Raw genomic sequence first — 24,840 nt, forward strand, 5'->3', positions numbered from 1 at the left:
AAAATAGAGAGGTGAATAAATTTCGCCTCTCTTCTTCATATCAGCCCACGGGCGATCAGCCGCGAGCAATTGCTCAGTTAGTCGATGATTTGGAAAAAGGTCAGCGCGAGCAAACTTTGCTGGGTGTGACTGGTTCAGGGAAGACGTTTACGATGGCGAATATTATTGCCGAGCGCAATGTGCCGACGCTGGTTTTGGCTCACAATAAGACTTTGGCGGCGCAGCTTTTTTCTGAGTTTAAGGAATTTTTTCCGGACAATGAAGTCCACTATTTTGTTAGCTATTTTGATTACTACCAGCCAGAGGCGTACATCGCTTCGAGCGACACTTATATAGAGAAAGATTCGAAAATCAACGACGAGATTGACCGGCTTAGGCACGCGGCAACTTCTGCGCTGCTTACGCGCCGCGATGTGATTATCGTAGCAAGTGTGAGTTGTATTTACGGCATTGGTTCGCCAGAAACTTACGCTGATATGGCTATTAAATTGACCGTTGGTGAGCGCCGAGTTCAGGACAAGTTTATTCGCCTATTGACCGACATTCAGTATAAGCGCAATGACGTCGATTTTGCGCGCGGAACTTTTCGGGTGCGCGGCGATGTCGTGGATATTTTTCCAGCGGGTCAAGATACTGCGGTTCGCGTGGAATTCTTTGGCGATGAAATTGAGCGGCTGACGAAGATTGACCCTTTGACTGGCGAGATTTTAGATCGGCCGGACCAATTGACAATTTTCCCGTCCAGCCACTATTCGACGCCACGTGAACGAATTGAAAAGGCGATTGTTGGGATTGAAAATGAGTTTAATCAACGGCTGAAATGGTTTGAGGATAATGGCAAGTTTTTAGAGGCGCAAAGGCTGAGTCAGCGCACCAAATATGATTTGGAAATGCTGAAGGAAACTGGTTTTGTGAAAGGGATTGAGAATTATTCGCGCTATTTGACCGACCGAGAACCTGGCGAGCAGCCTGCGACTTTGATTGATTATTTTCCGGACGATTGGTTGCTTTTGGTTGACGAATCGCACATGACGTTGCCGCAAGTTCGGGGAATGTACAACGGTGATCGCGCCCGTAAGGAAGTTTTGGTTGAGCATGGTTTTCGCCTTCCGAGCGCATTGGACAATCGCCCACTTCGATTTGACGAGTTCAATCAGCATATTCATCAGGCAATTTACGTTTCTGCCACGCCGGGAGATTATGAGCTTTCTCATTCGCCAAAGCCAGCTGAGCAGCTTATTCGACCGACTGGACTGCTTGATCCGCCGATTGAAGTTCGACCAACTGATGGGCAAGTCGATGATTTGATGGAGGAAATTCGCCAGACGATTGCGAAAGGTCATCGCGTGTTGGTGACGACGCTAACCAAGCGAATGGCGGAGGACTTGAGCGCTTATTTGACGGAAAACGGCGTGAAGACGGCATATTTGCATAGCGAAATTGATACGCTGGAACGTGGTGATATTCTGAAAGATTTGCGGCTTGGAACGTATGACGTGCTGGTTGGAATTAATCTATTGCGTGAAGGTCTGGATCTTCCGGAAGTCAGTTTGGTGGCAATTATGGACGCCGATAAGGAAGGTTTCTTGCGTAGTGAACAGGCGCTAATTCAGACGATTGGGCGGGCGGCGCGGCACGTTGATGGGCGAGTTATTATGTATGGCGACAATGTTACGGATAGTATGCGTCGAGCAATTGACGAAACGAATCGACGTCGAGCGATCCAGCAGAAATATAACGAAGAGCATAATATTACGCCACAAACTATTCAGAAGAAAATTGACGATGGTTTGCGCTCGATTATTCCGCAAAAAGAATCTGATAAAAAGCCAAAACTTAACCTGAAGAAAATTCCAAAAGACGAATATCCGGCTTTGATTAAAGATCTGACGGCTCAAATGGAATTGCATAGCGCTAATTTGGAATTTGAAAAAGCGGCAGAACTGCGTGATTTAATTGCAGAAATTCGTCATACGATGTAGAATAAAAATATTATTAGATTAGGAGGGATTATGGCAACAAAAGAACAACCACAGCCAACAAACGTCGCGCAACCAGAAATGCCGATGCAACCAAATGCTTACCAAGCATATCCACAATACGCATATGAAGACCCAAATAAGGGTAAGGCAAAGATGCTGACCTTGGAATACGCTTTAGCAATGGGTTCGGCAATTGTTTCAATCATGTTGCTGATTGATATCATCACTAAGGTGTTTGGTTTGTGGACGAATTCAACGTCAATGTTATTAAGAAGTGTTGGCGGATTTTTCGCCCCATCAATGGTAACTCAGGGAACGGGAATTATTGCGGCGTCAGTGTTTGCTGTGCTTTTGGCTGTATTGTCACTAGTTCTATTCTCGCGCGTATCAAAAGCCGTTCCAGAGCGTGAAGGTTACACAAAGCGAACAGCTTACAAATTAGTGACTTACGGCGGTTTGGCTGTTTTGATCATTCCGGCTGTCGACTTGGTTGCTCGATTAGTGAGTATTTTGATCAACTCATTGCTATTCATCGGCGTTGGTGACGGCGGCGAATTCTATAAGAGTTTGTACTTGGGTGAATTCTTGCCATACGCATTAGCTCTTGCAATTGTTGCTACTAGCGCTTACTTCATTTGCCAAATTGTCAAAGGACGCAACATGTCAAAGGCTTTGTCTTTGATGCTGATTGTGGCTTCTTCTGTCGTATTATTGACTGGCGCTATCACAATTGCTGTTAAGGCGCATGACACGGGCAGCTCAGCAAAGACTATTCCGTCAGACTACAGTCGCTACAAGAACTACCAAGATTACTCAATGTAATAAAACTTGGAAAAATAAAGTCGCTCACTTTGATGGGCGGCTTTTTTTAGTGGTATAATATTGATATGATAACTATTTCTACCAGCGATATTCAGTACTTGGCGAGTTTGAGTAGTCTGGCATTGACTGATGACGAAACCGACGGACTGCGCCAAGATTTGGAAAATATAATTGGCTATATTGAGCAGTTGGGCGAGCTTGACGTGTCGGGTGTTGAGCCGACTTATCAAGTTACGGGATTGAGCAATGTCTGGCGTGAGGATGAAGTTCAGGCGGGGATTCCTGTTGAGAAGTTGCTTGATTTGGCGCCAGAAAAACAGAATAACCAAGTGAAAGTTCCGCAGGTATTGTAATGAGTAAGATTAGTGATTTTATCGGCAAGAGCGCGGTCGAGAACGTAAAAGAAGCGTTGCGACGAGCGCGTGAAATTGAGGAATATAATGCGCTGCTTAGCTTAACGGAAGAGCGTGCGCTGGAGCGAGCAGAAAAAGTTGACGCTGGCGAGATTTCTGGACGATTGGTGGGCGTGCCATTTGTTGTGAAGGACAATTTTTTGGCGTTTGGTGCGCCAACAACTGCCGCTTCAAAAATGCTAGAAAACTTTAATGCGCCACTACAGGCGACGGCTGTTGAGAAATTGGAAGCGGAAGGTGCGATTTGCATTGGTAAGGCGAATTTGGATGCTTTTGCGCACGGCGGTTCGACGGAAAACTCGGCATTTGGCCCAACTAAGAACGCTGCAGATGAAACGCGAGTTGCTGGTGGATCATCTGGCGGATCGGCGGTAGTTACGGCGCTTGACGTGGTTCCGTTTGCACTTGGTACGGACACTGGTGGTTCGATTCGTCAGCCAGCCAGCTTTAACGGGGTTGTTGGAATTAAGCCGACTTATGGAGCTGTTAGTCGTTATGGCGTGGTTGCTATGGCGTCAAGTACGGACACGATCGGTTGTTTTGCTACGAACGCAGAAGACACTGATTTGGTGATGGAAATTATGGCTGGTCGCGATGATAAGGATATGACGACTTTGCCTGATTTTTGGAATAATCAGCCAGGATTTGCAAAGAAAAAGATAGGTCTGGTCAAGCAATGTATGACCGATGACGTGGACGCGGAAGTTCGCCAAAAAACGCTTGATTATGCGGAGAAATTGAAGCAGCTTGGCTACGAAATTGAAGAAGTGGATTTGAGCATGATGCAACATTCTCTGGCGATGTATTACATAATTGTGCCAGCGGAATTATCCTCGAATTTGGCGCGATATGACGGCGTGCGATATGGTCATCGAGCGGCGGAAGTAAAAACTTTGGCGGAACTTTACGGTCGCAGTCGAAATGAAGGATTTATGACTGAGAATAAGCGACGAATCATGATAGGGAGCTTTGTGTTGTCAAGTGGATTCTTTGACGCTTACTACATGCAGGCTCAAAAAGCCAGGACGTTGTTGATTGACGAATTTAAGAAGTTATTTACCGAATATGACGCGCTATTGATGCCGGTTGCACCGACTCCTGCGTTTAAGATTGGGGAGAATGCTAGTGATCCGATAAAGATGTATTTGGCGGACATTATGACTGTGCCGGCAAGTTTGGCTGGACTTCCTGCGGTTGCCGCGCCAGCTGGAAATAGTGACGAAGGTTTGCCAATTGGCGTGCAGCTTATCGGCGATTACAAGTCGGACAAGAACTTGCTGAAGCTAGTTTCGGAAGTGGAGAAGATTTGATGGACGGATTAATAGTCGCGATAGTTGTTGCGGCGTTGATTATCGGCGCCTTGCTGATGATTTTCATTCAATTGACTTCTCGTGGTCGCGGTCAAATTGACAAGGAAATGTACCAGAGGGTTTGGCGGCAAATTTTGCGCAATGTCGAAACCAGAAAATCGGAAAGTATGCAGATGGCGATAATGAAGGCGGATAAGTTGCTGGACAAAGCTATGCGCGACTGCGGCGTGGCTGGCGAAACGATGGGCGAGCGTATGAAATCTCGCAAGGGATATTGGAGCGATGAAAATGGGCTTTGGGCGGCACATAAATTGCGTAATCAAATTGCCCACGAGACTAACGTAACGGTAACGGCGCAGAGTTTTCGTCGAGCTATGGCAAGTTTTGAACAGGCATTAAAAGATTTGGGAGCATTATAATGAGTGTATATGACGATTATGAAATGACAATTGGTATCGAATGTCACGTTCAGCTAGCGACGAAAACCAAGCTATTTAGTCCGGCTGATAATGACGCTCGTGACGCTGAGCCGAATACTAAGACGCATCAGATTGACTTTGGTTTGCCGGGGATGTTGCCAGTTTTGAACAAGCGCGCCGTTGAGTTGGCAGTTCGTGCTGGAAAAGCCTTGAATTCGCCGATTGCGCACGTTAGCCGATTTGATCGAAAGCATTATTTTTATCCAGATTTACCAAAGGGCTATCAGACTTCACAGATGTATAATCCGATTATTTTGGCTGGATATGTCGACGCGCCGCTGGAAGATGGTTCTTTGAAACGCGTGCGAATTGATCATGCTCACATGGAGGAAGATGCTGGTAAATTGACGCATCATGACGGCTATTCGTTGGTCGACCTTAACCGCGCTGGCACGCCGCTGATTGAGATTGTTTCTGAGCCAGATATGCATTCGGCCGAGGAAGCTAAAGCTTACGTTTCGGAACTTCATAAATTGATGGTTTACGCGGGTGTGACTTACGGCAATTTGTATCACGGAAATATGCGATTTGACGTCAATATTTCAGTAGCAAAGAAGGGTGCGGCAGAGCTTGGAAAGCGCGCAGAAATTAAAAATCTCAATTCCTTCCGCAGTGTTGAAAGGGCTGCTGAGTACGAGTTCAAGCGTCAAGTCGATATTTTGGAACGTGGCGAAGAAGTTGTTCAGGAGACCAGGGGTTGGAATGATGACAAGCAGATAACTATTTCTCAGAGGTCAAAGGAGGACGCACAGGATTATCGTTATATGCCAGACCCAGATATTCCGCCAGTTGTGTTGACTGACGAGGTGATTGCTGAAATTCAGTCCAAGGTGCCGATGCTTCCGGGCGAATATAGGGAAAAATGGAGTGTACTGAACTTGGATAAATCTGTTATCAATTCGCTTTTGTCTAATCAGGATTACGCCCAGATTACATTGGAAGTTCAGGAAAAGTCGGGCGAGGCGTCCGCTAAGCGAGTCGCGCATTGGTTTGCGAGTGCATTGACAGCTTCTGACGAAAGTGACGCGCAAACAGACAATGAATCTACACGCGTGGCGGTTGACGATTTGATAGAATTGGCTGAAATGACAGAGAAGTCTGAAGTTTCCAGCACGAATGCGAAGGAGTTATTCAATGAGCTTCTGGTTGGCGCGAAAAATCCGCGTAAGCTTGCCGAAGAGAAGAATTTGTTGCAAGTTTCTGATGAATCGGCGATTGCTGCAATCGTTGACGAAGTTCTGAGTGATCCAGCTTCGGCGGCGTCAATTGCAGACATCAAGGCTGGAAAAGATAAGGCTATTGGTTATTTAGTTGGGCAAGTCATGAAGAAGTCTAAGGGTCAAGCCAACCCAAGCCTTGCGCAAAAACTGATTCGCGAAAGACTTTAGAATTGCTGAAGATAATAGAGAATAGGAGCTGAAACATGAGAAAACCAACTAAAGCTATCATCGCCGCTGCCGGTTTTGGTACGCGATTTTTGCCGCAAACCAAAGCCATGCCAAAGGAGATGTTGCCGCTGATTGATAAGCCAATTATTCAATACGTCGTTGAGGAATTGGTTGAGGCCGGCATTAAAGATATCATTATTATCGGTAGCGCGAATAAGCGAGCAATCGAGGATCATTTTGACGAGCCGAATGAAGAACTTTTGGCCAATTTGCGCGCTGGCGGTCCTAAAAAACAGCCGTTCATTGACGCGGTGCAGAATTTGGCTGATATGGCGAACTTTATTTATATTCGCCAGAAAGGTCCGTACGGCAACGCAACGCCTTTGGCGTGTGCTTCGCATTTGATTCATCATGACGAGCCTGTGATTTACACATTTGCAGACGACTTTATTGCGGCTAGTCCAAGTCGTTTCAAGCAGATGATTGAGGCGTCAGAAAACCTAGACGGAGCGGTTTTGTCGTGTAAGAAAATCACCGATGATGCGGAGTTTGATCGCTATGGAGTCGTCAACGGTCAAGTAGTGAAAGACGGCGTTATAAAAATGACGAATATCGTTGAAAAGCCGGGCAAGGAGAATGCGCCTTCTGATTTGGCTAGCGTCAGTAGCTATTTACTTCCAGGCGAAATTTTCGGCTATCTAGACAAAGCCAAGGAAGAGTTTGATGACAACGGCGAGTTTACGATTCAGCCAATTATGCAGCAAATGATTGACGACGGATTTGATTTCTATGGCGTAGAGATTACGAACGGCACTTATTATGACACTGGTGACAAATTGGAATATCTAAAAACGGTGATCGATTTTGGGCTGCGTGACCCTAACTTTGGCGATAAATTACGCGCTCATCTGACGGATCGCCTAAAATAATGTATAATAAATAGCATGAACGGATTGCTTATTATTCTAGTGGTTTTGATGGCGATTTTTGTCATCATGATGATCGCTATGACAATTTCTATCATCAAATTAACGCGCCAAATTCACCAAACTCAGCAAAACGTGGAGGCGATAAGCCAGCGAATTGCTAACTTAAACGGAATCGTAAGTACGGTTTCAATTGGTGTGGAACTAGCCAAAAGCTTCGCTTCAAAGAGTGGATTTTTCTCGAAATTTTTCTCAAAGAAGAAGGTAAAAAAGAGTGAAAAAGTCAGCCAAAGAACAGCCAAATAAGTTGGCGAAGAAAATTGTTCGTGATAATGAAAACGACGCTCGTCGGGCGATTCTGGAGGATTTGTTCTTTGATTTTCATAAATCTCGCCACCAGGTTTACTGGGTGAATTTTGTTCGCGGAATTTTCTTTGGTCTGGGAAGTGCTTTGGGTGCGACGTTATTGATTGCGATATTGATTTGGATTTTGGGGCAATTTGCCGACATCTTCCCGCCGTTGGCTGATTTTATCAACCACTTAATTGAGACAATGCAACGCCGTCAATAGCGTGCTATAATTGTTATTAATGACTGAGGGGAAAAGCGAACAATCATCGTCGGCGGCTTTGAAGCCGTCAGATTTCGTGCATCTTCATAATCACACTTTTCATTCGGTGCTGGACGGATTGACTAAGATTCATGACTTGGTCGATAAGGTTAAGGAGCTCGGAATGGAGGCTGCTGCCGTAACTGATCACGGCACGATGAGCGGCATTCTGGACTATTACAAGACCGCCAAAAAAGCGGGAATTAAGCCGATTATCGGAATTGAAACTTACGTGGCGACTCGTTCACGATTTGACCGCGATCCAGGCAAGGACAAGCAGCGTTTTCACTTGACCGTGCTGGCGATGAACAATACGGGTTTTCACAATCTGATGAAGTTGTCGACGCGCGCTAATCTGGAGGGAATGTATTATAAGCCGCGAATTGATCATGATTTGCTGGAGGAGTTGAATGAGGGGCTGATTGTTCTGAGTGGCTGTGCGAGTGGTGAAATTGGTGTGGCGCTGAAAGAAGATGATTATGATCGCGCTCGTGATATTGCCAAGTGGTACAAGTCGATTTTTGACGATCGTTATTATCTGGAGCTACAGGATCATGGACATCCGAAGTCGAATACTCACTGGGACGTGCAGGAAAAAATTAATGAAGGCTTGATTAAGCTTTCAAAAGAGCTTGGTATTGAAATGGTAGTAACTTGTGATGGTCACTATTTGACGCACGAATATCAAGACGCACACGAGATTCTGCTTTGTGTTGGGACGGGCTCGTATCTCAGTGATGAAAAGCGAATGAGCTTGAAGGATTTTGAGCTTCATTTGACAGATCCGCGCGATATTATCGATCACTGGGGTGAGGAATTTCCTGAAGTTATTCGCAACACGAAAAAAATAGCTGATCGCTGCGACGTTGAGATTGAGCTTGGGCGAATTCTTATTCCAAAATATCCATTGCCAGATGGCGAGAATGAACATTCATATCTGCTTAGATTGACATATCAAGGTTTATTGCAGCGTTACAATGGAGCTTCGAAGGAGGAGGCTGAGAAATTAGACCCTGACGAAATTATTCCGAAGTTGTCTGATGAGGTTCGTGAGCGCGCTAAGATGGAGCTTGGCGTGATGGGAAATATGGGCTATGAAGGTTATTTCTTGATCGTCCAGGATTTTATCAACTGGGGAAAATCGCAGGGAATTGTTTTTGGGCCTGGGCGCGGTAGTGCGGCTGGTTCAATTATTGCGTATGCACTGAACATTACAGATCTTGATCCTCTAAAATACGGTTTGCTGTTTGAGCGATTCCTGAATCCTGATCGTATTTCTATGCCCGACATCGACGTCGATATTCAGGATACGCGTCGCGATGAAGTGATTGAATATTGTGCGAAAAAATATGGCGAAGATCATGTCAGTAATATCGCAACGTTCGGTAAGATGTTTGGTCGTATGGCAGTGCGTGACGTAGCTAGGGTTTTGGAAGTTCCGTACGCTGAGAGCGACCGCTTGGCGAAGTTAGTTCCGCCGCCAAACCAGGGGCGTCATATTCCGCTATCTGTGAGTATTAAAGAGGATGCGGATCTTCGGAATGAATATGAAAATAATCCGACCGCAAAGGAAGTTTTGGACTATGCAATTCAGCTGGAAGGGACGATTCGTAGCCACGGCGTTCATGCTTGTGGCGTGGTGATTGCGCCAGATACGTTGGTCAATTATATCCCACTTGAAATGGCGCAAAAGGGCGTGGTGGCAACTCAGTTCCCGATGGGTGAGGTTGAAGAGTTGGGTCTATTGAAGATGGACTTCTTGGGGCTTTCGAACCTTACGATTATTAATAACGCCATGAGGATTATCCGAAAAGCTTACAAGAAAGAGATTAATCTTTCGGAGCTGCCTCTTGATGATAAAAAGACCTATGAGCTGTTTCAGCGCGGCGACACGACTGGTGTATTCCAGTTGGAATCGGCGGGAATGAAACGGTATTTGCGCGGGCTAAAGCCGACTACGTTTGAAGACATTATTGCTATGGTGGCTCTTTATCGTCCGGGCCCAATGCAGTTTATTGACAGTTTTATTAGGCGTAAACACGGCGAGGAAGAGATAACTTATTTGCATGCTGGAATGAAAAACTCGCTGAAAAATACTTACGGAATTTTGGTCTATCAGGAGCAGTTTATGCAGATTTCTAAGGAATGGTGCGGATTTACTGGTGGTCAGGCTGACACGTTGCGAAAGGCTGTTGGTAAGAAAAAAATTGACTTGATGAAAAAGGTCAAGCCTGAATTCGTCGAGGGTGCGGTTAAAGTTGGTGGTGCAACTAAGGAAATTGCGGAAACTTTCTGGACTCAGCTGGAAGAGTTCGCTAATTATTGTTTCAATAAGTCGCACGCCGCTTGTTATGGTTTGATTGCTTATTGGACGGCTTATTTGAAAGCGCATTATCCTGACGCGTTTATGGCGGCGCTTATGACTAGCGACCACGACGACACTGATCGTCTGGCAATTGAAATCACTGAGTGTAAGCACATGGGAATTAGTGTACTGAGTCCTGATGTAAATGAATCATTCGTTGAGTTTGCTGTGGTGCCGAATGAGAATAAAATTCGTTTCGGAATGTCGGCGGTGAAGGGCGTTGGTGTTGGTGCGGTCGAGGAAGTTCTGCGAGCGCGCGAGGAGGGTGTGTTCTTGTCGGTGGAAGATTTTGCCAAGCGTGTTTCGACCAGTAAATTTAATCGCAAGGCTTGGGAGTCGCTTATTAAATCTGGTGCATTTGATGATATGGGCGATCGATCTGATTTGCTTTTCAATCTGGATTCTATTACGTCATTTGCGTCCAAGCTCCAAAAAGAAGCCGCCAGTGGGCAGACAAATTTGTTTGGAATGCTGGGTGGCGATGATGCGGCGAGCGTCCAATCAACTCTCCATCTCCAGAAGGCTCCTGTGAAACACGACGATAAAGAGCGCTTGATGTGGGAGCGAGAATTGTTGGGGTTGTATATCTCGGCGCATCCGCTTGATAGATATGAAACGTATTTGAGCGAACAAACTCAACCATTAACGCAGTTGGTTCCTGAGTACGACAGTCGAATGATGACGGTTGGGGGAATTATTAGTACCGTTCGTACAATTGTCACAAAAAGCGGTTCAAAAATGGCGTTCGTGGGAATTGAGGACAAGTTTGGTGAGGGCGAGATAATTGTCTTTCCAAATCTGTATGAGAAAGTTGGAGCCAAGTTGGTTCAGGACGCGGTGATTCGAGTTTCTGGTAAAAATTCAGCGCGAGATCGTGACGGAAATTTGGGCAATGAAAGTAAGCTAATTGCCGATGATATTATTGCGATTACGGACAACGATATCAATGGCTATGAGTCGACTGGACGTAAAATGGAAGCGCCAAAAATTAGCTCTGCCGTAAAAAAAGAGCGCCGTGAAGCTTATCGTAATCAGAAAAATGGAGTTTCTCCGAAGTCTGCCGTAAAGAATGACGCCGCCAAACCACAACCAAAAACTCATTCGGCGCCTGTTAATGTTGCGCCAGAAATTCCCGCCTCAAAGTTATTTGTGTATATTAAAGATCCGAATGACCATTCGCGGTTAGTGAAAATGAAGTCTGTGTGCGGCGAGAATGCTGGCACGACTGACGTGGTTTTGGTGCTGGGCGAGAAAGAAAAATCAGCCATGCGCCTGCCGTTTAAGGTGGATGCTAATGACAATCTATTAAGCCAATTAAAAAACACTCTGGGTGAAGAGTGTGTAGTTCTAAAGTGATAGTTAGCCCGCTGACAGAGGTCTCAGCCGAGACCAAAAGTCTCAAGGCGAGCTAACTATCTGTCAGCGGGACTTGTCCCGCAGTTTGTTGTGCTCTTCGGCGCAGCCTCTATAGTAAAGGGCTGCGTAGGTCAAGGCTACCGCACAGTACCACACGAGTATCAGTACCGTGTGGTATGTTGGGCGATGAGGCGATTCCTCCACCATGTAATAGGTGAAGAAAAGTAACAGCCATGCTGCCGACGCAGCGGCGAGTGTATGCACCTTCCGGCCAACGCCCGAAGGGGATGTATAGGCATACCACACGGTATACATAGCAGCGAAGATCGTGGAGATGAAGAAGGTGTCAAAGGTCATCTTCCTATTCCTTTCATGTAGGGGACTACTTTCTCTGGGGGATTCCAGAGAAAGTTCATATAAATATAACACATATGCTTAATAAAGTCAATAAGTAGACTTGAGGGATTTATTTATTCGTTGTTGAGATTATTTTATCCTCGGGAAAATCAGTCCGAACAGCGCAATTCCTGTTGCGACCGACACGTTGAATGATTCTTTTTGGCCGAACATCGGGATTTCTACGGTGAAGTCGCAACTACCCAAAAGCTCCGGCGTGATTCCGTGGACTTCTTCTCCAAGTAGCAGCGCAAATTTTTCAGGCGGCTGAAATTCTGGTAGCATCACACTGTCTTTTGATTGCTCCAGCGCGATGATTGGCAAGTTTTCTGTTCGCTGATTTTCTTTAATCCAATCATTGATATCCTCGTAAAACTCAAATGACACCAAACTTTCCGCGCCTAAGGCTGTTTTATGAATTTGGCTGGTGATTTTCTCGCGAATGTGTGGCAGGCGGGGATCCTCAGAGCGAATTTCTCCATCGACAAGCGCACAAGCAGGCGCTCTGCTGCATAAACTCAATTCTGGATACGGCGTGTAACCACTGAGAATAATCTTTTTTACGCCAAATCCTTCGGCTGTGCGAAAAATCGCCCCAACATTATGCGTTGAGCGAATATTGTGAACTAACAGAGTAATTTCTGGATTCATATCACTATTATATCACTCGTCAAACCGTAAGCTTTTTGGTATAATTTTCATATGGACGAAGATAAAATTCAGGCGCGACGCCGCGAGCAAGATGAGGAAGCGACTCGTCGTCGAGCGTCAATTTTAGGACTTCAATATCTTGATGGGCGGGAATTTGAAGAAACTTTACCTTTGCTTAAGGGTGTTTTGACGATAGAAGAAATGTATAAGGGTCGGCTGGTTCCGCTAGCCTTTAATGAGGAAGACCAATCTTATCGATTTGGTGTTACGTCACAAACTTCTGAATCGTTGATGAAGCGGATGCGAGATCAGTATGTTGAAAATGGCAAGCGAATCTTCTTCTTCTTAATTTCTGGTTCGGCGTTTCGGTCAATTATGCTTAGGTTTGATCCGCCGAAAAAAGTGATTTACGATAACATCGAAATTGCTAAGGAAGGTGATAGTGATACTCTGGCGCAGGTTACTCAGACTTTGGCTTCTGTGGGTACAAATGACGTGTTTAATTATTTGATTGACCAAGCGGATTTGTTGGGTGCGTCGGATATTCACATCGAAAATCAGCGTGAATCGATTCGAATTCGTATGCGTGTTGACGGAGCTTTGCACACAGTGGCAGAACTTAGCAGAGATAGATATCGAGTGATTATGGCGACTTTGGCGTCGCGCGCGAATATTTCTACTGCTTCCAGAGAGCCTCAGTCTGGACATATGCAGCAGGAAATTCATAGAGATGGTGTGTCGCATGTACTGAATTTGCGCGTGGAAGCCGTGATGACGGTGTACGGCTTGGACTTGGTGCTTCGATTGTTCAATTTCGATGAGTCAATGTTGAACTTGGATCTCTTGAGTATTTCAAATAAAGAGCGCGAGCAAATTGATGAAGTTATTTCTCATCCGCGCGGGATGTTGTTGATGGTTGGTCCGACTGGCTCGGGAAAATCTACGACGTTATATAGCATTTTGAACGCTCTTAATACTCAGGATCGAAAGATTATCACACTGGAAGATCCTGTAGAAAATACGATTCCTGGGATTGCTCAGATTCCAATTGATACGACAAATGGACAGAGGTTTGCTGACGGTTTGCGTAGTGTTTTGCGCCTTGACCCAGACGTGGTGATGGTTGGTGAGATTCGCGATAATGAAACTGCAAAGACTGCGATTCAGGCGTCAATTACGGGACATTTGGTGTTGTCTAGCTTCCACGCCAATTCGACTGCGGCGGCGTTTAGTCGGATGATTGACATGATTGGGCAAAACCCGATTTTTAGCTCGGCGGTTCGGCTGGTGATTGCTCAGAGACTAGTGAGGCGATTATGGGATGATAGCAAGGAAGAGTATGAGCCAGATGAGGCGACTCGCAAATGGGTGAAAGAAGTCTTGAAGGATTTGCCGGAGAATGTTGATTGCCCAGATCTTGATACGTTTAAGCTTTGGCGTGCGGTGCCGACGGATGACGTTCCGTTTGGCTACAAGGGGCGAATTCCGGTAATGGAACAGTTGGCTGTAAGCGAGAATATTCAGAAATTCTTGCGTGGCGATGTTGAGGATGTTCATACGGAAGCGATTGAAAAGGCTGCAAAAGAAGATGGCATGGTGACGTTACTTCAGGCTGGCGTGTTGGCAGCTCTTCGTGGCGAAACAACATTAGAAGAAGTCAATAGAGTAATATAATTGACTTTATATCCATAAACTGATAAAATATTAGTTTATGAGCGAAGTTTCGGAACACTCTTATCACGATAGCGAATCCTCAGAGTCTGAGAAAGACTCTGTCTGTGAAATTTTTGATACTGTTATCAATTTCCTTGAATATATATATGAAGATGTGCCCAAAGATTCATCCATATTTAAGGACTTGGTTGAGAAATATAAGCCTGTAATTGATAGTCTTAAGCAGGCTAAGGATACATACGACCAGTCTCCTGAGTATTTGGAGGTCTGCTATGATTTTGACGAAGTGAGTTCTCGGTTGAAAGAGGAATTTAATAAGGAATATGAAGCCTCGCTAAATGCTTTTATGTCGTCATTGGATAAGATTTTTCCTGATAATATAGCGGAAGTTAATATTCCGAAATACTGCAATCTTGAGGGGTGTAAAATTCCTAAAGTAAAGAAATTTCAGAGGAATAATAATCTTAACCCAGATATTGCTGACTCTGAATATATGCAACTAGCGCTAGAGACTAAGGAGGCTGTGATTGATGGCATTCGTAAGGAAGACGACACTTCTTCATTTATAGAATTTGAAGTAAGTCAGCCTGAATATGATCCAGTTTGTAAAAATACGGACAGATTGGTTAAGCTGTTGGCGGATTTTTCGGGAATTAAATATGACGAATTTAATGCAATGCTCGAGAGCAATGTTGATGTGCGTATGGAACGCATTGAAGCCTTCTTTAATTATGAAAGAGACCTGAATTGGGCGAAAGTCATACTTGACTGTGTAAACGAGATGAAATGTCTGGATGAGGGGTTATTGGCTCGTGAATATACAGGGATTGTATTCGAGGAAAATTGTCCGAATGTGCGAACTCTTGCTAGATCTATAGTGAAAGAAAAAGCGAAGTTAATTTTAGAGGGAGAGCTGAGGGTTCTTTCTGAAAAATTCACAACTTACAAGGTGGCGCCTGAAATTGCGGGTGAATCTTTGAGAAAAGCCACCAAGAAGAAAAGGTCAAATAAACCGAAGTCGAGAGCTGAAGAAGATTCTCGGCCGGTAGAGATTGGATTGAAAGCGGGAGATGCTGTGATACTTGATAGCGAGACGTTTCCGTGGCTTAAAGAAGATTCTGCTGTGAATGTACTGCATGTTGAGTGTGGTGGTGACGGTACTGCGGTTGCAGTAGTTGACACGCGCACTGAAGAGGCTAAAAAGGTCGAGCATAAAATGACTGGATACGAAAACGACGAGAAGAAGCGGGACATTCTACCTATTATTAAGGATAAATTAGCTATGGCTGCTAAATGCGTGGCAACTTCAGAAGATAAGTCTGTCGGTTTGCCAGTTGGCTTAAATAATAGATTAAAAGAGCTTTATCCGTTTATAATTTACGCCTGGAAAGAACAGACACATAACGCTAAGAGGGTTTATGTATCAAAAGTCAGCGTTGAAGACATGTCTGATGAAAGTGAGACTAAAAAATCTCTTCAGGAAGCTGGAGTGACTGAAATGGTGCTATTTTTGGGGGCTTGTGACAAACAGAACCAGGAGTCGTTAGTGGCTCTGTTTATAGATGGAGACTCTCGTGATGCGGCTAAGCACGGTGCTGGCGCTTAGGCTTATCTAATGACATTCGCGACAGCTTCAACAACGCCTTCATCAAATGCGGTTGGAACGACTTTATCGACGGTTGGATTTTCGACCAGGTTAGCTAGCGCTTCAGCAGCCGCCAATTTGTGCTGATCGGTGATTTTCTTAACTCCGTGGTCTAATGCACCGCGGAAAATTCCAGGGAAGGCCAGGGAGTTGTTGACTTGGTTTGGAAAGTCGCTACGACCCGTGCCGATGATTGCGACGCCGGCTTGCTTGGCGACATCTGGCATAATTTCTGGAACCGGATTTGCTAGCGCAAATACGATTGGATCTTTCGCCATTTTCTTAACTAATTCTGGAGTGAGAAGTCCTGCGCGCGATACGCCGATGAATACGTCTGCGTCGGTGATGGCGTCTTCAATTGAGCCAGATTGCGATGTGTCAACATATTCTAATAGCGCGGTTTTTTCAGCGTTCAAATCTGTGCGTGATTTTCCGACAATTCCTCGGCTATCCACCGCTACGATGTTTTTTGCTCCGTAAAGATTTAACAATTTGATGATTGCCGTACCGGCTGCGCCTGCGCCGACAACTACGAATTTGCAATCCGCCAGGTTTCGTCCTGTCAATTTAGCGGCGTTAATTAAGCCCGCTAATACAACGACAGCCGTGCCATGTTGATCGTCGTGGAAGACTGGAATATCTAATTCTGCCTTCAATCGCTCTTCAATTTCAAAGCATTTTGGTGCGGCAATGTCTTCGAGGTTGATGGCGCCGAAGCTTGGCGCGATGGCTTTAACTGTGGCAATAATTTCTTCTGGCTCGTGAACGTCTAACACAATTGGCACGGCGTCGACATCGGCAAAATGCTTAAATAGCAAAGCTTTTCCTTCCATGACTGGCATGGCGGCTTTTGGTCCCAAATTGCCCAGACCCAAAATTGCTGAGCCGTCTGAGATTACGGCAACTAGATTATTTGTCCAAGTGTACTTTGGCAAATCGGCTGGATTTTCGGCAATTGCTTGGCTGACTGCGCCGACGCCAGGGCTGTAATAGGCGCTAAGTTTGTCGCGATTAAGCTCCTCTTTATCTCTGAGGCTAGTCGTAATTTTACCTTTGTATTTTTCGTGTAGTTCGAGTGCTAATTTATTGTAATCCATAACTATATTATACTCCAATTTTATCTAATTGATATTTCTTTAGATTTGTGTTATTATCTTATGTAATTGTACGAGAGTTAAATATTCGAGCCTTGTTTGACGTGGAGCCGCAGAGGTACAACTGCGTGGCCAGTCGGAGCGAGTTCGGAAGATAGGAAAAATTATGAGTTTTCAATTGATTGACAAAATCAACCAAGCACAAAAAAAGCAAGCAGTTGTCGATGCTCGCAGTGGTGACACAGTTCGCGTTTACCAGAAAATTAAGGAAGGCAACAAAGAGCGTATTCAGATGTTCGAGGGTGTTGTTATCCGTACCGACAATAAAAAATCGCACACATCACGCATTACGGTTCGAAAGATTGCTTCAGGCGTTGGCGTTGAAAAGTCATTCTTGATACACAGTCCGCTAATTGAGAAGATTGAAATTGTTCGTCGTGCTAAGGTTCGCCGCAAGTTCTTAAGCTTCCTTCGCCAGCGTAGCGGTAAATCAGCTCGCTTGACGGCTAAGAATTTCGATCGCGCTGCTGTTAATGACATTCATGACGCTAAGGCAGAAGCGGAAGCTGAACGCTTGAAGGAAGAGGCTGCTCAGGCTGCTGCTGCAAAACAAGCTGAAAAAGATGCCGCTCAGGCTGAACTTGACGCTAAGGCTGCTGAAGTTGCAGCTCGCCATAAAGACGCGTAATTGTCAATTGGTCTATTGTTAAAACCGTCTCTTAATCTGAGGCGGTTTTCTCATGTTATAATCTCAATATGGCAATATTTCATTATATATCCGTCCTTGTTCCGACGACTTTAGCCGTGGCGACACCTTACGTTTTGAGAAGAAACGGCTTTGATAATGAGCAAAAATATCGCTGGCTACTTTACGTAGCGTGCTTGTTGTTTTTCATATCTTGGTATTTGCCGTCGCCGTTAATTGACGGGCAGGACACTAGTTTTACGACGCACTTTGTGGGCGGTGGGCTATTCACGGGGCTATTTTGGGCGTATTTGGTTTCGTCGATGAAATGGCGGGCGCATTGGCTGGTGACGGCGTTTTCAGTATTTGCTTTAGTTTCGACGTTGGGCTGCATTAACGAATTGGCGGAATTATTTATGGTCAAGGCAGGTTTGGCGAGCATAAAATTGGACGACACGAATTGGGATATTTTGGCGAATACATTAGGCGCGGCAACAGTTTGGATTAGCTGGATTATTGCGGATTTTATGATGAAAAAGGGAAGATTGTCGGGTGATTCTGGGGATTGATGAAGTCGGGCGCGGCGCGTGGGCTGGACCGTTGGTGATTGGCGCGGTGGTTTTGGGTGGCGCTGAAATTGAAGGGCTTGATGATAGTAAAAAATTGACCAAAAAACGGCGTGAATTGCTCGATGAGGAAATTCGCGAGCAAGCGTCGGCTTGGGCGTTGGGTTGGGTTTCTGCTGAGGAACTGGATGAAATAGGGATGAGTGATGTGCTTAAACTGGCTACGCGGCGCGCAGTCAAAGAAATTCAAGCGAAATGTCAGAAAAGCGGCTCGAAGTTTGATGAGATTATTATCGATGGGACGGTCAATTTTTTGGCGGGTACACCGCTAGAAAAGTACGTAACAATTATAGCGAAAGCCGACGGTCTGATTCCGAGCGTTTCGGCGGCGTCGATTATTGCCAAAGTGGCTCGCGATAAATTTATGGCAGAGCAGGATAATGTTTATCCGGGATATGATTTTTCTTCGCATGTTGGTTATGGCGTAGCGAAGCACCGAGCGGCTATTGATAATCTGGGTGTGACTCCGCTACATCGGCTGAGTTTTGCGCCGTTGGCTAAATATGCTAATACTGGGGCGAATTCGCAAAATGCGTCTGACGATAGAAAATCTAAAAACCAGCAAAAAGACACAACGCGTCAAATTGGTGATAAAGGTGAGCAAGCGGCAGCGGATTGGTTGATGGCTGATGGTCATGAGATTATAGAGCGGAATTGGCGAACGCGATATTGTGAAATTGATATTGTTAGTAAAAAAGATAATGTTTTATATTTTACAGAGGTCAAATATCGGAAAAATGACAATTTCGGCGATGGCTTGGCGGCAATTACAAATAAAAAACAGCAACAAATGCGTTTTGCTGCTGAAATATTCATTGCCAAAAATGCGCAGTATGAAAGCTGTGATATGCAAATGCTGGCAATTTCTGTTGATGGAAATCCGCCCGTAGTTAAAGAGTGTGTGGTGTTGGAATAAATTGTTCGCTTTCGTCGTTTCCGACTCATCAGCATAGATACGCATCTATGGAGCGAACTGACAAGCAGGAGAATATGTACGACGGAGAGAGACCGCCAAATTCGGCGGCTGTCAGTTCGGTGGCATTAGCCGCAGGTGCCGATGGGCTCCTGATCTGTGGGCGTAACGCTTTCGATGTTCCAGAAAGCTGAGATCAACGGAATGCGATAACCGTAAGACTTGATTGTGTAAGTCCTACCTGTCTCAATGCGGCCGTAGACGTCCGCGCTATTGAGGCGGATTCCGCCAAAACCGTAGTAGTCTTCTACTACGTAAGTGGATCCCGATGTGTAAACCCGATACTCATGAGAGCGGTTGTCGCCGCTCCCCGTCTGGACGGACTCTTTGCTACACACGGTAGCGATTTCCGTGTGAGTGTTTAGCTGCGCCACCGAAGTGGCGCAGCCGTCGAAACCGAAGACGACAACGATAGCCAGAATGAACAGGACGATGAGTCCCATGGTGCTGCTCTTGTTACGACGCATGGATGAACGACGCATGACGGACCTCTCTCCTCACCCGGACGGAATGTCCGTGTTTTACAAAAAACACTGCCCTGGCGCCCGGATGGCGTGTGAGCAAGGCGAGGTTTCACGACACTATTTTGCTTCCGCTAAAATAACGCCATAAAATCTCACCTTGCTTTATTCTCAACTGCTTGTCAAAGTGCGCTTTCGGACGAGGATTTGCTCGTCAACAAAAGCTGTATCTATTTATATCACAAATAAAATAAAATGTCAATAGATTTTGTCAAAAATGCGCAGTATGAAAGCTGTGATATGCAAATGCTGGCAATTTCTGTTGATGGAAATCCGCCCGTAGTTGAAGAGTGCGTGGTGTTGGAATAGGCTGTTTGCTGTCAACCTATACTTTCTGTATCACTAATTTTATGACGGCAAGTCTTATTTTGTAATATTAAACTTGACAAATAATCAATTTAGGTGTACTATAGTAAACATAGTTATAAAAAGGAGTTTTGATATTATGAATAGTGAATCGAATCATTCAGATAAGTTAGTGTCGCTGGTCGGCCCTAATTGTGAGAGGTGTCCTTTGTTTGACAGATGTCGCGCAATGTTAGCTGCTCGGGTAGTTGCTGATATGGTTGTAATTGTCGATGACGAAAATCATCCTTATAAACCCTGGGCTAAAAAAGAGTCAGAAAAACTCGGCATTATCTCTGATGGAACAAAGCTAGAAGAAGGGTCTGTTGCTGATGTGGCAAAGAAGATTATAGAAGACTGTGATGGGCCGATAAAGAAGGAAATTCCAGAGAGTTCAGTCCCGCTATGTTCCTTTAATCGTGTTTATCCTGGCGATGATATTCGTCGTCGACCTATAGGTGGTCCTAAAGATGCTGATTTTACGGTAAGAATTAAAGTTGATAAAACTGCTCAAATTAAAGAACTTGACAAGTCTAGGGGTGCCGAGAGGCTTACTGAGTTTGGTGATTATAGGAGATTTTTTCCGCCACGCACAGTAGAAGTCGCTCCGTTCGGCTATTATGATAATGGTATAATGAGCATCCCTAGCTCTAGTCTAGACCAGAGTTCTATTGATGAAATTATCAAGACAGAGTGCCCTACTAATGCGCGCTCTTTAAGGGATCGTGCTAAAAGGTTAATTGATATTGCGGAGTATATGGAAAAAAAGCAAAACGAACAAAGCACTTGGCATTAGTTTGAATCGGTCATTGTCTACAAAGAGAGAATAACCGCCTCTTTGTCTCGTTTAATCAGCTCAGCGCGCGCGGATATCTCGGTAATTCCTAATTTTATCGTTCTGGCGAGGGCTGGAATATTTTCCATCGGTTCAAAGAATTGTCGGAAATCGTCAAGTTCATTAGGCGTTAGTAGCGCTGTGGCGGCATAGCGAATGAAATCGTCGTAACTTTTATCCTCACCAAACGTATCTTCGACCCACGCCCAGTTTTCTTTCAGCCAATTCCACGCAATTTGGCGGCTTTCTCTGGTGCGAATCAAATACACAAACCAACGGCTGGCGTCTTGCGGGCGGATGATGTTGGAATTTTTAATGTTGGCAAGAATTTTTTCTGCTGTTTCAGGATTTTTGGTGGAAGTTAGTCCAATTGCAATATCATTCTGCAGGTCATTTGACGGCGTGTTTTTATATGCGGCAAAGAGATTTTCAATCATCTCTGGCGTCTCGAAATGTCTTACGTTTGCGCTGATAATTAAAGCTCGAATTTCTGTCGGTAAGTCTTCCAATTTATTATTGTCAAAACGCGTTTTTGCCTCGTTCAAAACTTCTTTATCTTCGCTATACATCATCAAACTCAAAGCCGTGGTGCGCCGCTCGCGGTCGTCGTCCGATTCTCCGTCTTTTTCATCCCAGCCAAGCTCTTCGAATGTGGCGCGCGCAAATTCTCCAGAAATTCGCTTTAATGAATCTCTGGCGGCGTCATTATCATCGACGAATTTTCGCAGTTCTGTCAAAGAACCAGCCGCCATACCGAATACTTTTTCGTTGGTTTCGGTTTTTAAGGATAACGCCAATGGAAGTAGTGACGCCGAATTTTCAAATCCAGCGCGGGCGAGTATTGTCGCGTCCTGTAAGATACAAATCTTATCCAAAGTTGGCAACTCTGTAATGTTCTTCAATAAATATTCGCGAGTGGATTCGTCATATTTGGTGATGAAGTGGGCGCTTAAGCCGCAGTTTAATTGTAATGGCTTTTCAATGGAAGCGGTGGTTTCTTTTTGATTCAAGATTTTTACGTCAAGCGGTTGATTTGCGAATAATGGAATCGGCCATAATGCGTCAGATGGTTGGTGTTCGCCGATGAAGAATCGTTCCTGACTTAAAATCGCCGCGTCGTGACTGTTTGAAACTGATACGACAGGAAGGCCAGGTTGGGAAATCCAAGCATTCATTAGATTGACAATTGGCTGACCGCTCGCCGACTCTAATTCTTGCCATAGGTCATTTCCGACAGTGTTTTTATACGCGAATTTTTCAAAATATGATTTAAGTCCAGCGCGAAATGCCTCTTCGCCGATAAGCTTTCTGACCATAACTAGCAGCCGTCCGCCCTTGGCATAAACAATTGCTGGGTCGAACAAAGTGCTGATTTCGTCTGGGTGATTAACGTCGGCTTGAACTGATTGAACGCCGTCCAAGCTGTCACGCCTTAGTGCGGCCGTTACTTCATTCGTGGCAAAATCTTCCCACATACGCCATTCGGGGTGTAATGCATCAATCGCCACGTATTCCATCATATTGGCAAAGCTTTCGTTGAGCCATAAATCATTCCACCAGTTCATGGTAACCAAATTGCCAAACCATTGATGACTAAGTTCGTGCGCGATAACCGTGGCAATGAAGCGTCTGGATGATTCCGGCGTCAACTCAGGGTCCGTCAGTAAGCAACTTTCGCGGTAAGTAATCAATCCCCAGTTTTCCATAGCGCCAGAGGAAAAGTCGGGAAGAGCGACGTGGTCGGATTTTGGCAATGGATATTTGACGCCGAAATATTCATCATAAAAATCAATTGAACGAGTGGCGATGTCTAGTGCGAAATCTAATGTATTTTCATTCTGAGCTGGCGTTGCCCAGACGTTAACCTCGACGCCAGATTTGGTGCGGGCGGATTTTTTGTGTAATTCACCGATGACAAAAGCCAGAAGATAGCTGCTCATTCGTGGTGTTTTCTCGAAAGTTGTTGTGAGTGAATCGCCATTTTCTTCTTCGCTTTTTACGGGCATATTTCCCAGAACTGTTATTCCTGTTCGGGTGATCAGCGTCAAATCGTATTCAGTTTTGGCGGCTGGTTCATCAACGCAAGGGAAAACTTCGCGGGCGTGATGTGATTCAAATTGAGTTGCGAAAAGTTGTTTTTTAACGCCGTCGTGAGTGAAGTAGCAAGGATATAATCCGTGCATTGCGTCGGTAATATTTCCAGAAAAATTGATGCAAATCGTGTGGTTTCCGTTTTTAAGGTTCGGCTGGAATAATCTCAATTCGTCAAACTCGCCGAATGAGACACCGGCGGGCTGATTGTCGATTGTGGCTGATTGAATTGTTAAACCCTTGGAATGTAGCGAAATTGATTCGCTGGTGGACTCGCCAAAAATGATAACTGTGCCAGAAAATTCTTTTTCCTCGGCGCGCGTTAGATCGAGAGTTAGGTTGTAATGATTTGGTGTGAATGTGTCAAGTAAGCGTGGAACTTTAGTCATAGTTTAATTATAATACAGTCATGAGGGTGAATAAAATACGACGTCGGCAAGTGGTGATTGCGCTGGTAATTTTGATAGTCGGCGTGGCGGTTTGGGCTTCGCGAATTTCACAACCCGAACCTCAGACAATTCAAACTTCAACGCAACGAGAATTATTTGGTAATTCGAACGCCAAAGCAGAATTGGAAAAGATAGAAGTTAAAGGACGTGCGCCAAAGACTGGTTATTCCAGAAAGCAATTCGGCAATGGCTGGGGTAAAATTAACGGCTGCTCTGTGCGGGAAGTGATTCTGGCGCGAGATTTGACGGATGAGAAAATTGACGAAAAATGTCGAGTTTTGTCGGGTTTACTGAATGATCCGTACACCGGTCAAGTAATCCAATTTCAGCGCGGCGAAAAAACTAGCTCTAAGGTTCAGATTGATCATGTTGTGGCTTTGAGCGATGCTTGGCAAAAGGGTGCACAACAAATATCTCCAGAAGAGCGAGAGAAATTGGCGAACGATCCGTTAAATCTGTTGGCGGTTGATGGTCCAGCAAACCAGGCCAAAGGTGACGGCGATGCGGCAACTTGGCTACCGAGCAATAAATCTTTTAGGTGCCAATATATCGCGCGACAAGTGGCTGTGAAACGAAAATATCGCTTGTGGGTGACGGAAGCTGAAAAAAGCGCGATGTCGGGAATTCTGGAAAAGTGTGTAGAAGTGTAATATTGACAAAATACATTTTTATGATAAAATGTTAGAATGAATCCTGAGATATATCTTACCAAATTGTCGGTGAATGATGATGAGGCTTTGGAACGGGCGGCTGTAGCTCACTCGGAGTCTGTTTTGGGCTGCGAGTTCACGGATGGCGCGAAAAAGGATTTAATAGAATACATAGAAGGTATGAATAATTACTACGGTAGCGATGTTTTTGCTATCGATACTTCTGGTGAAGAATTGTCATCTGGGCTTATGACTGTATGCTCTAATGGCGACGGCGAGATTACTATAGAAGATCTTTTTGTTAGGGAAATTGCACGCAAGCGAGGAATTGGGCGGGCGGCTATTGAAGCTTTAGCTAGTGAATATCCAGATGCGCGTGCTGTCAAATTGTATTCCTTGAAATCCGCTGAAGAATTTTACCAAAGAATTGGATTTGACCAAATATCGCCGGCTGATAATAAATGTTTATCTCTTTGGCGAAAAGAATTGGATTGACAGAATAAAATCTTTCCGCTACAATAAAAGAGTACTAATCCGGCCGGCAGGTCGGAGTT

The 24,840-nt window shown here is 45.0% G+C and carries 22 protein-coding genes; 18 read left to right on the top strand and 4 right to left on the bottom strand.

Translation table 11 applies throughout. The features are described from left to right. The first annotated feature begins 11 nt into the window (after positions 1–11). From uvrB to dnaE, 10 genes are all read left to right on the top strand, one after another. Positions 12–1,982, top strand: a complete 1,971-nt coding sequence (gene uvrB, locus LRM49_RS01380; RefSeq protein ID WP_243778078.1) for an excinuclease ABC subunit UvrB — start codon at positions 12–14, stop codon at positions 1,980–1,982. A gap of 30 nt (positions 1,983–2,012) precedes the next feature. Next, positions 2,013–2,804 carry a hypothetical protein gene (locus LRM49_RS01385; RefSeq protein WP_243778079.1) on the top strand — a complete coding sequence of 264 codons (792 nt, stop codon included), beginning with the start codon at positions 2,013–2,015 and terminating at the stop codon, positions 2,802–2,804. 65 nt (positions 2,805–2,869) lie between these two features. Then, the gene (gene gatC / locus LRM49_RS01390) at positions 2,870–3,157 is read left to right on the top strand and encodes an Asp-tRNA(Asn)/Glu-tRNA(Gln) amidotransferase subunit GatC (protein ID WP_243778080.1); all 288 of its coding nucleotides are present in this window, start codon (positions 2,870–2,872) and stop codon (positions 3,155–3,157) included. Next, a complete protein-coding gene (gene gatA, locus LRM49_RS01395) occupies positions 3,157–4,527 on the top strand; it encodes an Asp-tRNA(Asn)/Glu-tRNA(Gln) amidotransferase subunit GatA (RefSeq protein ID WP_243778081.1) in 1,371 nt (456 codons plus the stop codon). The genes gatC and gatA overlap by 1 nt, the downstream gene beginning before the upstream one ends. Further along, positions 4,527–4,946 (top strand): hypothetical protein, encoded by a 420-nt coding sequence (locus LRM49_RS01400; RefSeq protein ID WP_129637596.1) that lies wholly within the window; start codon positions 4,527–4,529, stop codon positions 4,944–4,946. Before gatA ends, LRM49_RS01400 begins: the two co-directional genes overlap by 1 nt. Further along, positions 4,946–6,394, top strand: coding sequence for an Asp-tRNA(Asn)/Glu-tRNA(Gln) amidotransferase subunit GatB (gene gatB, locus LRM49_RS01405; protein WP_243778082.1), 1,449 nt, complete (start codon positions 4,946–4,948; stop codon positions 6,392–6,394). Before LRM49_RS01400 ends, gatB begins: the two co-directional genes overlap by 1 nt. 35 nt (positions 6,395–6,429) lie before the next feature. Continuing rightward, positions 6,430–7,323 (top strand): UTP--glucose-1-phosphate uridylyltransferase, encoded by an 894-nt coding sequence (locus tag LRM49_RS01410; protein WP_243778083.1) that lies wholly within the window; start codon positions 6,430–6,432, stop codon positions 7,321–7,323. Between the two features lie 15 nt (positions 7,324–7,338). Further along, positions 7,339–7,626, top strand: coding sequence for a hypothetical protein (locus LRM49_RS01415; protein WP_243778084.1), 288 nt, complete (start codon positions 7,339–7,341; stop codon positions 7,624–7,626). Continuing rightward, positions 7,595–7,891 (top strand): DUF5665 domain-containing protein, encoded by a 297-nt coding sequence (locus LRM49_RS01420; RefSeq protein ID WP_129631163.1) that lies wholly within the window; start codon positions 7,595–7,597, stop codon positions 7,889–7,891. Before LRM49_RS01415 ends, LRM49_RS01420 begins: the two co-directional genes overlap by 32 nt. A gap of 19 nt (positions 7,892–7,910) precedes the next feature. Then, positions 7,911–11,651: a DNA polymerase III subunit alpha gene (dnaE, locus tag LRM49_RS01425; protein WP_243778085.1), complete on the top strand. Its 3,741-nt coding sequence runs from the start codon at positions 7,911–7,913 to the stop codon at positions 11,649–11,651. 486 nt (positions 11,652–12,137) lie between these two features. On the opposite strand, the gene LRM49_RS01430 is transcribed toward dnaE, so the two are convergent. Beyond that, positions 12,138–12,698 carry a TrmH family RNA methyltransferase gene (locus tag LRM49_RS01430; protein ID WP_243778086.1) on the bottom strand — a complete coding sequence of 187 codons (561 nt, stop codon included), beginning with the start codon at positions 12,696–12,698 and terminating at the stop codon, positions 12,138–12,140. Between the two features lie 51 nt (positions 12,699–12,749). Here LRM49_RS01430 and LRM49_RS01435 point away from each other — a divergent pair, with 51 nt between their 5' ends. Further along, complete coding sequence (locus LRM49_RS01435; RefSeq protein ID WP_243778087.1) at positions 12,750–14,372, top strand: GspE/PulE family protein; 1,623 nt, start codon at positions 12,750–12,752, stop codon at positions 14,370–14,372. 37 nt (positions 14,373–14,409) lie between these two features. After that, on the top strand, positions 14,410–15,978 hold the full coding sequence (locus LRM49_RS01440) for a hypothetical protein (protein ID WP_243778088.1): 1,569 nt from the start codon (positions 14,410–14,412) through the stop codon (positions 15,976–15,978). Positions 15,979–15,980: 2 nt separating this feature from the next. Here LRM49_RS01440 and LRM49_RS01445 read toward each other — a convergent pair whose 3' ends face one another. Then, complete coding sequence (locus tag LRM49_RS01445; protein WP_243778089.1) at positions 15,981–17,114, bottom strand: NAD(P)-dependent malic enzyme; 1,134 nt, start codon at positions 17,112–17,114, stop codon at positions 15,981–15,983. Between the two features lie 163 nt (positions 17,115–17,277). Here LRM49_RS01445 and rplS point away from each other — a divergent pair, with 163 nt between their 5' ends. The 3 genes from rplS to rnhB all read left to right on the top strand — a co-directional run bounded on the left by rplS (position 17,278) and on the right by rnhB (position 19,338). Continuing rightward, positions 17,278–17,799, top strand: coding sequence for a 50S ribosomal protein L19 (gene rplS / locus LRM49_RS03905; protein ID WP_445082939.1), 522 nt, complete (start codon positions 17,278–17,280; stop codon positions 17,797–17,799). A gap of 68 nt (positions 17,800–17,867) precedes the next feature. After that, positions 17,868–18,365 carry a hypothetical protein gene (locus tag LRM49_RS01455; RefSeq protein ID WP_243778090.1) on the top strand — a complete coding sequence of 166 codons (498 nt, stop codon included), beginning with the start codon at positions 17,868–17,870 and terminating at the stop codon, positions 18,363–18,365. Beyond that, positions 18,349–19,338, top strand: coding sequence for a ribonuclease HII (gene rnhB, locus LRM49_RS01460; RefSeq protein ID WP_243778091.1), 990 nt, complete (start codon positions 18,349–18,351; stop codon positions 19,336–19,338). The genes LRM49_RS01455 and rnhB overlap by 17 nt, the downstream gene beginning before the upstream one ends. 125 nt (positions 19,339–19,463) lie before the next feature. Here rnhB and LRM49_RS01465 read toward each other — a convergent pair whose 3' ends face one another. Then, positions 19,464–19,877 (bottom strand): hypothetical protein, encoded by a 414-nt coding sequence (locus LRM49_RS01465; RefSeq protein WP_243778092.1) that lies wholly within the window; start codon positions 19,875–19,877, stop codon positions 19,464–19,466. Between the two features lie 484 nt (positions 19,878–20,361). On the opposite strand from LRM49_RS01465, the gene LRM49_RS01470 reads away from it, so the two are divergent. Beyond that, positions 20,362–21,057: a hypothetical protein gene (locus LRM49_RS01470; RefSeq protein WP_243778093.1), complete on the top strand. Its 696-nt coding sequence runs from the start codon at positions 20,362–20,364 to the stop codon at positions 21,055–21,057. A 17-nt stretch (positions 21,058–21,074) separates the two neighbouring features. On the opposite strand, the gene LRM49_RS01475 is transcribed toward LRM49_RS01470, so the two are convergent. Next, positions 21,075–23,576, bottom strand: a complete 2,502-nt coding sequence (locus LRM49_RS01475; protein WP_243778094.1) for a M1 family metallopeptidase — start codon at positions 23,574–23,576, stop codon at positions 21,075–21,077. Positions 23,577–23,596: 20 nt separating this feature from the next. On the opposite strand from LRM49_RS01475, the gene LRM49_RS01480 reads away from it, so the two are divergent. Beyond that, positions 23,597–24,286, top strand: coding sequence for an HNH endonuclease family protein (locus tag LRM49_RS01480; RefSeq protein ID WP_243778095.1), 690 nt, complete (start codon positions 23,597–23,599; stop codon positions 24,284–24,286). Between the two features lie 36 nt (positions 24,287–24,322). Then, positions 24,323–24,781 carry a GNAT family N-acetyltransferase gene (locus tag LRM49_RS01485; RefSeq protein ID WP_243778096.1) on the top strand — a complete coding sequence of 153 codons (459 nt, stop codon included), beginning with the start codon at positions 24,323–24,325 and terminating at the stop codon, positions 24,779–24,781. Positions 24,782–24,840 lie beyond the last annotated feature (59 nt).

The organism is Candidatus Nanosynbacter sp. HMT-352, assembly GCF_022819365.1.
GTDB lineage: Bacteria > Patescibacteriota > Saccharimonadia > Saccharimonadales > Saccharimonadaceae > Nanosynbacter.